Genomic DNA, 8,838 nt, shown 5'->3' on the forward strand with positions numbered 1-8,838 from the left:
GATGCACTCCAGGACGCGGTGTGCGGTGCAATCGACGATGTCTGTCACAGCCAGGCCGCCGCCTGCTTCACCGCCACAGGATATGAACCAGATTGATCGGATTATGCTCTAGCAACTGTGTTTAAGCGTCGGAGCTAATGCGCCATGGCTGGCCTGTTTTTAGGACAGCATTGGCGATTGTGATGAGACGCCGTGCGATAGCGACGATCACCAGTTTATGTGGCTTACCCCGCTCCTTCATGCGCCTGGCAACGGCTTTCAGAACTGGGTTATGGCAGGCAGCTGCCAGTCCTGCCTGAAACAGGCCGTGGCGGAGAGATCTTCTCCCCCTGAAATGACACGTTTCCCACGCATCGCGTCACTATCACGAGCCATTGGTGCAAGTCCGGCCATGGCAGCGGCTTCGGTCGCTGTCATGCGGCCGAGTTCTGGCATTTCTGCGAGAAGCATGGCGACTGATACCGGACCGATACCAGGGGTGGAACGAAGAAGTTCTGCTTTGGCGGAGAGTTCTGTTGCCTCTGCGATGACGGCTTCAATCCGTTGTTCGAGCTCACGGATCACCGCGAATGGCCAGCTGCATGGCAGGCCAATGGTGACGGATACGGCGCATCAGGCGCCGAAGGTGGCATCGGACCTCCTGGCCGGACGGTGTCTTTCCCGGCCGCAGCACGACGGCGAGCGGGCGCGAGGTGGCGGTGTCGTAGACATGGATCGACATGAAGCAACGCTCGTCTTGATGCGCGTTGAAGAGCACAGGCTGCTGGTGGCCATGGACGACATCGACCGCGTCGTCGATATCCGGCGTCACCGCATCCGGCGGTCGGGGATAAACTGGCCAAGACCGATCGCGTCGATGCCCTGATGCTGGCGCGTTATGGTGCGTTGCTGGAGCCGGTTGCTCGCCCGGTTCGTTCAGAGATTCAGAACCGTCTAGCCGAGCTGGTGGCCGCCCGCCGCAGCCTGATGCGCGACCGGACAGCCACGCTCAATCGCCTCAAGACCCTGACAATCGGATTGTTACAGCGTCACGCACGCCACCGTCTGCGGCAGATCGAAGCACAGATCGCGTCACTCGACGCAGCATTGGAAACGCTTGTTGCGGAAGACAAAGAACTGTTTCATCGCTGGGGAATCCTCATCAGCATACCAGGACTTGGTCCGGTGGCCGTCCATACGATGCTGGCCGACATGCCCGAACTCGGTACAATGGAGGAAGGTCAGGCGGCTTCGCTTGCCGGGCTCGCTCCGATCACCAGGCAATCCGGCACATGGCGGGGCCGAAGCTTCATTCAGGGTGGTCGTGCTATCCTCCGCCAGGCGCTCTACATGCCGGCTCTCGTCGCCATGCGCTTCAACCCCGATCTCAAACAGGTCTATGATCGACTTACCGCCAAGGGAAAACACGCAAAGATCGCCATCACCGCAATTATGCGAAAGCTCATCGTCCTCGCCAACGCACTGCTCCGCAAAAATCGTCTCTGGACACCAAAAGGAGCTTGATCACAACGGATACTCTAGGTGTAGCAGTCAGAGTCAGAGGGCTGCGCGAATTTTCGTGACGGGTTGAGAGGGTGGGAGAGAGGCTCCTGTCCGCCCGTCATGGAGTTTTTCGCCATGGCGACCGCTATTCCCAAAATCAGCCTGAGTTCTTCCTGCGACATCCCGTTCAACCGGCTGGTGCTGTCCCAGTCCAACGTGCGGCGGGTAAAGTCCGGCCTGTCGATTGACGAACTGGCCCGCGATATCGAGCGTCGCGGGCTGCTGCAGAGCCTGAACGTCCGTCCTGTCCTTGATGGCGAAGGGGCCGGGACCGGCACTTACGAAGTCCCTGCTGGCGGACGGCGCTTCCGTGCCCTCGAACTGCTGGTGAAGCAGAAGAAACTGGCGAAGACCGCCCCCGTGCCGTGCGTCGTGCGCGAGGCTGGATCGGCCATTCTCGCCGAAGATGATTCCCTGGCTGAAAACGTCCAGCGGGTGGCCCTGCATCCGCTGGATCAGTTCCGGGCCTTCCGCGACATGCTGGAGAAAGGCATGTCCGAGGAAGAAATCGCCGCCGCGTTCTTTGTGGCGCCCTCCGTGGTCAAACAGCGCCTGCGACTGATGACCGTGTCGGACAAGCTGCTTGAGATATACGAACAGGATGGGATGCGGCTGGAGCAACTGATGGCGTTTTCCATCAGCGACGATCATGCCCGTCAGGAACAGGTCTGGGAGATCGTAGCCCAGAGCCATAACCGTGAGCCCTACGTCATCCGCCGCATGCTGACGGAGAAAACCGTGCGGGCCTCGGACGCACGTGCCCGTTTCGTGGGACTGGACACCTATCTCGCGGCCGGTGGTCCCATCATGCGCGACCTGTTTGAGGCCGATGATGGCGGCTGGCTGCAGGATCCGGCCATTCTGGACCGGCTGGTCATGGAAAAACTGCACACAGCCGCAGAGGACATTCGCGCCGAGGGCTGGAAGTGGGTCGAGACCGCCCTGTCATTCCCATGGGGCCACACACGGCAGTTCGCGGAAATTGATGGCATGGAAGTGCCACTCTCTGATGAAGAAACCGCCCGTCTCGAAGCCCTGCGTGCCGAGCAGGAAACCATCGAGGCTGAATACGCTCAGGCTGATGAATATCCGGACGAGGTGGATGCAAGGCTGGGCGAGATCGAACAGGCAATTCTTGCCCTGGAGGAACGGCCTCTGGCGTTCGATCCTGCCGACATGACGCGGGCCGGAGCGTTCGTCAGCCTCGCCAGCGATGGCACATTGCAGGTGGAGCGGGGCTTCGTGCTGCCAGAGGACATGCCGACCGAGCCCGACGATGCTGATGCCGGCGGTGCCGATGGATACGATCATGCTGCGTATGATGGGCGCGATGAACGTCTTGCTGATGATGGCGACGACGGGGGCGGGGAGGGCAACAGCATCGTTCCCGCCGTCGAGCCTGATGAGGAAGACGGGACCAAACCACTGCCTGACCGGCTTCTTACCGAACTGACGGCCTGGCGCACGCTGGCCCTGCAGGATGCGTTCGCCTGCAATCCGCACATTGCCCTGACCGAATTCCTGCATACGCTGGTGCGTGATGTTTACTGGCAGACACCGGGTGCGGACTGCCTGGAAGCCTATGTCCGCGAAATCGCGCTGCCGGTTCATTCACCCGACATGCCGGGCAGTGTGCCAGCCCATGCACTGCGCCAGCGCAACGAGGGCTGGAAGCACGATCTACCTGAGGACGAGAACGCGCTGTGGCGCTGGATCGATGGGCTGGACGACACCAGCCGCATGGCGCTGCTGGCCCATTGCCTGTCCTTCGGCGTTAACGCGCTTTATGAGCGCATGCCCTCCTATGGGGCGGTGTCGCAGCGCAGCGTGACCGAACGCCTCAAACGGGCAGACCGTCTGGCATCGGCCCTCAGTCTCGACATGCTGGAGGCGGGCTGGCTGCCGACCGTCGAGAATTATCTCGGCCGGGTGACCAAGGCGCGTATCCTGCAGGCGGTCCGGGAGGCACGCGGCGACGAGGTGGCAGAGCGCATCGCCCACCTGAAGAAGCCCGACATGGCGCGCGAGGCCGAGCGGCTGCTGGAGGGTTCGGGCTGGCTACCCGAAGCGTTGCGCACGATAGAGCGGCCAGATGACACATCTGCCGATATAGCGGTAGCGGGCGAAGACGTGGAGGCTATCGCCGCCGAATAGCATTATGGATTTCGGGATTGTGAGACAGCGGCTTCCGGTGCCCGGAAGCCGCTTTTTTCGTGTCCTGCCCCCCCCGGAAAGAGGAAGAGGGCGGCTTCGCCTTCTGTGCCGAATAACCGGCATAGAGGAGAGTTTTCCATGACCACGACCACCATCCTGCCCCCTGCTTCCCGTGGTGCCGCGTCCGGCGGCTTTAAGATCGATCCCTCCCGTGGCGCCCGCAGCGCCCGCGTATCGTCTGAATGGTTCTCGCGCCCCGATGATGAGCGCTACCTGTCTCTGTCCGACCTGCATGCCGCGACGCTGGCGCGCGCAGACCGGGCCACGGCCCGCACCGTCGAAAGCCGTGCCATCCGTGTGGAAGCATCCCGCGACAATGCCGAACGCCTGACTTTGACCGTGCCGGGACAGAATGAGCCGATCGCACCGACTCACTGGTCGTTCGGCCAGATGTGCAGCCTGGTGGGCGCGCCATCGTCGTATCTGCGCAATCTTCCGGCTCCCCTGGCAGCAATCAACCTGCAGCATGGTCTGCTGTCGCATCGGGCTGAACTGGTGAAAACGCTGGAAACCGAAGACGGGCGCGTCGAGCTGCGCGCTGTAACTGGTCCAGATTACGGTCGCATCTGGGACCACGAACTGGTGGGCGCGGTGCGCAAAATCGCTGGCGATGGCACAGGCGATACCAACTGGAAGGTGCCGGGTGTCATCGACTGGGCCACCATGACCCATAATCCGTATGTCGACATCACCAGGGAGACCACGACGCTCTATGCGTCCGACCGCGATGTGTTTCTGTTTCTTGTCGACGACACCCATCCGATCGAAGCCGGGCGCCTGCCCAATGGCGATCCCGATCTCTATTTCCGGGGCTTCTATGCCTGGAATTCCGAAGTCGGCAGTAAAAGTCTCGGCATTGCGTCATTCTACCTGCGCGGCGTGTGCCAGAACAGGATGCTCTGGGGCGTGGAGAATTTTGAACAGATCACGATCCGGCATAGCAAGTTTGCGGCCTCACGTTTCGTGCATCAGGCGACACCGGCGCTCCGGAATTTCGCCACGGCCAGTCCGGTCTCGTTCGTTTCCGGCATTCAGGCCTCGCGCAAGGCGCTGGTAGCCAGAACCGATGAGGATCGTGAAACGTTCTTGCGGCGTCGTGGGTTCTCGAAACCGGAAACCACGAAAATCATCGAAACCGTGCTGCACGAGGAAGGGCGCAAGCCCGAGAGCGTGTTCGATTTCGTGCAGGGCATTACGGCGCTGGCCCGCACGAAAACCAACCAGGATACACGGCTCGATCTGGAAGGAAGGGCGCGCAAGCTGATGGAGAAGGTCGGATGAAGCCGGTCATCATCAGAAACTGGCGTGATAGGAAAGGGGCGGCGGACGAGGTCCGCCGCCTTTCACCTGTCGGCAGGTCAGTCGTTCAGGCTGTCCTTGAGCGCCTTGGCAGGCGTGAAGGCCAGCTTGCGCGAGGCCGCGATCTGGATGGTCGCACCCGTGGCCGGGTTGCGGCCTTCGCGGGCGGCGACTTCTTTCACCTTGAACTTGCCGAAGTTCGGCAGGGTGATTTCATCACCGGCCCTGGCGGCGGCGGTCATCGCTTCGATCAGGGCGTCCAGCACCTTGCGGGTATCGGTCTTGCTCGTGTCGGTGGTGGTGGCGATATGATCGACCAGATCGGCAATCTTCATGGGACTATCCTTCGTTATCTGTCGGGCCGAAACCCGCTGCTCCTGCCGTTACGGGGGAATTATGGCGTCTTCAAGCCTGCAGGGAGGGTGTGATGACAGACACGCCGTCATGGGATGCAGCCGATCTGGCCCGCAGGCTGGCCGAGAACGCCGAGGCGGTGTGCCGCCATTACCTCTCCGCTGGTCGCCGTCACGGCAATTACTGGCTGGTCGGCGATGTCCACAACACGCCGGGACGGTCGCTCTATGTCCGCCTGCATAGTGGTTTGGACGGGCGTGGCCGCGCGGGGAAATGGACGGATGGTGCGACAGGGGAGCACGGTGATCTGCTCGACATTATCCGTGAAAGCCTCGGGCTGGTGGATTTTCGTGATGTCGCCGACGAGGCCCGGCGCTTTCTCTGCCTGCCGCAACCACAGCCACGACCGGCCTCTGATCGCGGTCGTTCCGATGCGTTCGGGCATGACGCTTCCCCGCAGGCATCAGGAACCGCAAATGCCGCCCGACGGCTCTGGGCCATGTCCCGTTCGATTACCGGGACGCAGGCGGAAGCCTGGTTGCGCCAGCGTGACCTCACCTGCCTGACGGACTTGGCATCGCTGCGTTTCCACCCTGACTGCTATTACCGCGCCGATGCTGACAGCCCGACCGAGACCTGGCCGGCTCTGATCGCTGCCGTCACCGATTTCGAAGGTCACGTCACCGGTGTGCATCGCACCTGGCTGGCGCGCGATGGACGCGGCAAGGCGCCTGTCGCCATACCCCGTCGGGCGATGGGCGATCTGCTTGGCCATGCTGTGCGTTTTGGCACGGTGTCTGACGTTCTGGCGGCGGGCGAGGGGATCGAGACGGCGCTGTCGATCCGGGAGGTCATGCCCGATCTGCCGCTGGCGGCCTGCCTATCGTCGGCGCATCTCGCGGCCATGACGTTTCCGCCCACGCTGCGCCGCCTTTACGTGCTACGCGACGACGACCCGGCCGGAGACCATGCGGTGGCGACCCTGCTGGCCCGGACGCAGGAGGCCGGGATCGAGTGCCTTGTGCTGTCACCACGTCTGGCGGATTTCAACGATGATCTCCGCTATCTCGGGCGTGGCGCAATGCGGGCGATCCTGCATCCCCAGCTTGCCCCGCAGGACGTGGCGCAGTTCCTGCAATCCGTCGCGCACTGAGGCGGGCCGGGAAGGGGGGGCGGGTTATCTTCTTTCCGGTGTGGTCCGGGGCTGTCCCGTTTCCGGATAGGGCGCGCCCGCGGCCTTTTCTGGAGGGGAGCGGGCGTCAGCCAGACCGGGCCTGCAATGGCGGAGCCGGCTATTTTCCGCCGCGCGTGCCGCGCTTTGCATCGCGAAGCAAAATAGCCGTCTTCCTGCCATCCTCCACTGCGTTGCGGCCGCGCGTTGCGCGGTTCCGGCCCGACCTTCGTCTGCCGCTTTCCGCCCCCGGAAAGGCCGCGAGGGGCGCGGCCAGAACCGGAGGACAGACCCATGACCCGCACACAGGACGATTTCGAACCCGCACACGCCACCTCTTCCACTGCTCATGTGCTGGCGGAACTTCAGCTTTATGGCCACCGTCCGTTTGAGGATGAGCCGGACCCGAGGCCCTTGCCCGACGCCGGCCAGATCGAGGGCGCGGTTGCCGATATCTTCGACGCCCTGTCGGCCACGCTGACCGACACAAGGCTGGAACCCGATCTCGAACCGCTGCTCTGGTCCACGGTCAATGTCTTTCACCGCATGGTCGGGCAGGTGGAACGGGATCTCGACCGTAACGAGGCGGCGCAGAAGCGCAGCCAGCAGGAGCAGGATGGCAGCGAGATCCGCTCGGTGGAACTGGAGCGCCTCATCGCCGAAGGGCTGACCCTGCTGGAACGACGCAATGCGTACGAGATCTTTCGCGATCTGGCCTGCGACCAGTTTGAACGCCTGACCATGTCGCCCTGGCGACCGCGCTCAGGTTCGCTGGTCAGCCGCAGCACCCTGACGGCGTCGATGATCGATAGCCGCGATTTCCTCAACGCCCGCCGCAAGGCCGAAACCGAATTGCTCGTGTCTCCCGGACCAAAGGTCGCGGTCACCGGCGGGCTCGATTACGAGGATCATCACCTGATCTGGAACCGGCTGGACAAAGTGCGCGAGAAACACCCCGATATGGTGCTGCTGCATGGTGGCTCGCCCAAGGGCGCGGAATTCATCGCCTCCCGCTGGGCCGATCATCGCGAGGTCGCCCAGATCGCCTTCAAGCCGGACTGGAACCGGCACGGTAAGGCCGCCCCGTTCCGGCGCAACGACGCCCTGCTGAAAGTTCTGCCCGTCGGGGTCATGGTGTTCCCCGGATCGGGTATTCAGGACAATCTGGCCGACAAGGCCAAACAGATGGGTATCCCGGTCTGGAGGTTCCGCAAGGACAGTGGCGCGTAAGCGCCATTGTCTCCTTTAACCACATCCCGGGAATGATGATCGCTACTCCCGATTTTTCGCATGGCGCCGATCGATCAGAACTTCCCGTCGGGCTCCCCGTTGCCCGCGCTGCCGGTTGAAGCAAACGGGATGGACCGCGCCCCGGAAGGCCCCGCCCGGAGAGATCGGGGGCGGAGTGTGACCCTTTTCCCCATTCCGGCTGCAGGGACGATGGATGAGGGAGCGGTGGTCCCTTCCTCACCTGTGAACAGGTCGAAACAGCAGTGGCGAAGGAGGGATCGTCCAGCGGGCAACTGGCTGGCCTGCCTTCGTTGGAACGACGGGTCCAGAGGATGCGGCCCGAACCGTTCGCAGCAGGGACGCGGCAGTCGGGGGCGGGTGTCTGGCCGCGATCCGCGCCACCAGCATGGAAGACGGTCGCACCGGGCGAGCGCGATATCCTCCTGTGTCGCACGTTCCCCACCTGTCGGACCGGTCATGCCGGCATCGTCTCTCCATGGGGCTGGCGGGTCCGCACACCATGGCCTCTGTCGGATGGCTGATCTAGCCGAAGACCGGCTGCGCCTCGATCGGCTGGCCGCAACGGCGTTCCAGAACTTTCTTCCCCTGACGGCTGCGCCGTCATTCCTCGCGAGACAAGAAAGTTCCGGCCCTGCCGTCCTCCGCTGCGCTGCGGCCCTGAAGGGTGCTCTGCCGCTCGCCTCCGGCTGGTCGATCGCCATCGAGGCCACGGTGGTCGCGGCCCGATAACAGCATGGAGATACGACAATGGCTAACATCGGTTCCTTCAAGAAGGTGGGCGAAGGCTTCGAAGGCGAAATCGTCACCCTGGCCCTGCAGGCCCGCAACGTCCGCCTGGTGGCCGAAACCAGCCGGGCCAACGACAACGCCCCCAACTACCGCGTCTACCTCGGACGGGTTGATTATGTGGAGTCCGGGATTATGCGGAGCGGGTGATCCTCGATGGTGGTTTTCTGCGGGTTTGGGCTGGTTTCTGCTCCGCATAATATCGGGGTGATGAGAGACCG

Annotated in this window: 9 protein-coding genes and 2 pseudogenes; 8 read left to right on the plus strand and 3 right to left on the minus strand. The window is 63.0% G+C overall.

The features are described 5' to 3' along the window. Positions 1–258: 258 nt before the first annotated feature. Positions 259–450, minus strand: a complete 192-nt coding sequence (locus tag GOB90_RS19410; RefSeq protein ID WP_242012159.1) for a hypothetical protein — start codon at positions 448–450, stop codon at positions 259–261. Between the two features lie 109 nt (positions 451–559). Further along, positions 560–832, minus strand: a pseudogene (locus tag GOB90_RS18080) (transposase); the annotation flags it as partial. Positions 833–834: 2 nt separating this feature from the next. On the opposite strand from GOB90_RS18080, the gene GOB90_RS18085 reads away from it, so the two are divergent. From GOB90_RS18085 to GOB90_RS18095, 3 genes are all read left to right on the plus strand, one after another. Continuing rightward, positions 835–1,503, plus strand: a complete 669-nt coding sequence (locus GOB90_RS18085; protein WP_338077578.1) for a transposase — start codon at positions 835–837, stop codon at positions 1,501–1,503. Positions 1,504–1,617: 114 nt separating this feature from the next. Next, the gene (locus GOB90_RS18090) at positions 1,618–3,696 is read left to right on the plus strand and encodes a ParB/RepB/Spo0J family partition protein (RefSeq protein ID WP_146892935.1); all 2,079 of its coding nucleotides are present in this window, start codon (positions 1,618–1,620) and stop codon (positions 3,694–3,696) included. A gap of 138 nt (positions 3,697–3,834) precedes the next feature. Then, complete coding sequence (locus GOB90_RS18095; RefSeq protein ID WP_146892933.1) at positions 3,835–5,037, plus strand: DUF932 domain-containing protein; 1,203 nt, start codon at positions 3,835–3,837, stop codon at positions 5,035–5,037. A 77-nt stretch (positions 5,038–5,114) separates the two neighbouring features. Here the strand turns inward: GOB90_RS18095 and GOB90_RS18100 are convergent, their stop codons facing one another. Continuing rightward, positions 5,115–5,408, minus strand: a complete 294-nt coding sequence (locus GOB90_RS18100; protein WP_173572199.1) for an HU family DNA-binding protein — start codon at positions 5,406–5,408, stop codon at positions 5,115–5,117. A 74-nt stretch (positions 5,409–5,482) separates the two neighbouring features. On the opposite strand from GOB90_RS18100, the gene GOB90_RS18105 reads away from it, so the two are divergent. From GOB90_RS18105 to GOB90_RS18125, 5 genes and pseudogenes are all read left to right on the plus strand, one after another. After that, positions 5,483–6,562 carry a DUF7146 domain-containing protein gene (locus GOB90_RS18105; protein ID WP_146892931.1) on the plus strand — a complete coding sequence of 360 codons (1,080 nt, stop codon included), beginning with the start codon at positions 5,483–5,485 and terminating at the stop codon, positions 6,560–6,562. Between the two features lie 312 nt (positions 6,563–6,874). Beyond that, a complete protein-coding gene (locus tag GOB90_RS18110; protein ID WP_146892928.1) occupies positions 6,875–7,810 on the plus strand; it encodes a DUF2493 domain-containing protein in 936 nt (311 codons plus the stop codon). A gap of 332 nt (positions 7,811–8,142) precedes the next feature. Further along, positions 8,143–8,352, plus strand: a complete 210-nt coding sequence (locus GOB90_RS18115; protein WP_173572197.1) for a hypothetical protein — start codon at positions 8,143–8,145, stop codon at positions 8,350–8,352. Further along, complete coding sequence (locus tag GOB90_RS18120; RefSeq protein WP_003618604.1) at positions 8,345–8,560, plus strand: hypothetical protein; 216 nt, start codon at positions 8,345–8,347, stop codon at positions 8,558–8,560. The genes GOB90_RS18115 and GOB90_RS18120 overlap by 8 nt, the downstream gene beginning before the upstream one ends. A gap of 18 nt (positions 8,561–8,578) precedes the next feature. Further along, positions 8,579–8,761 (plus strand): annotated as a pseudogene (locus GOB90_RS18125) (DUF736 family protein); the annotation flags it as partial. Between the last annotated feature and the right edge of the window lie 77 nt (positions 8,762–8,838).

The organism is Acetobacter oeni (genome assembly GCF_011516825.1).
GTDB lineage: Bacteria > Pseudomonadota > Alphaproteobacteria > Acetobacterales > Acetobacteraceae > Acetobacter > Acetobacter oeni.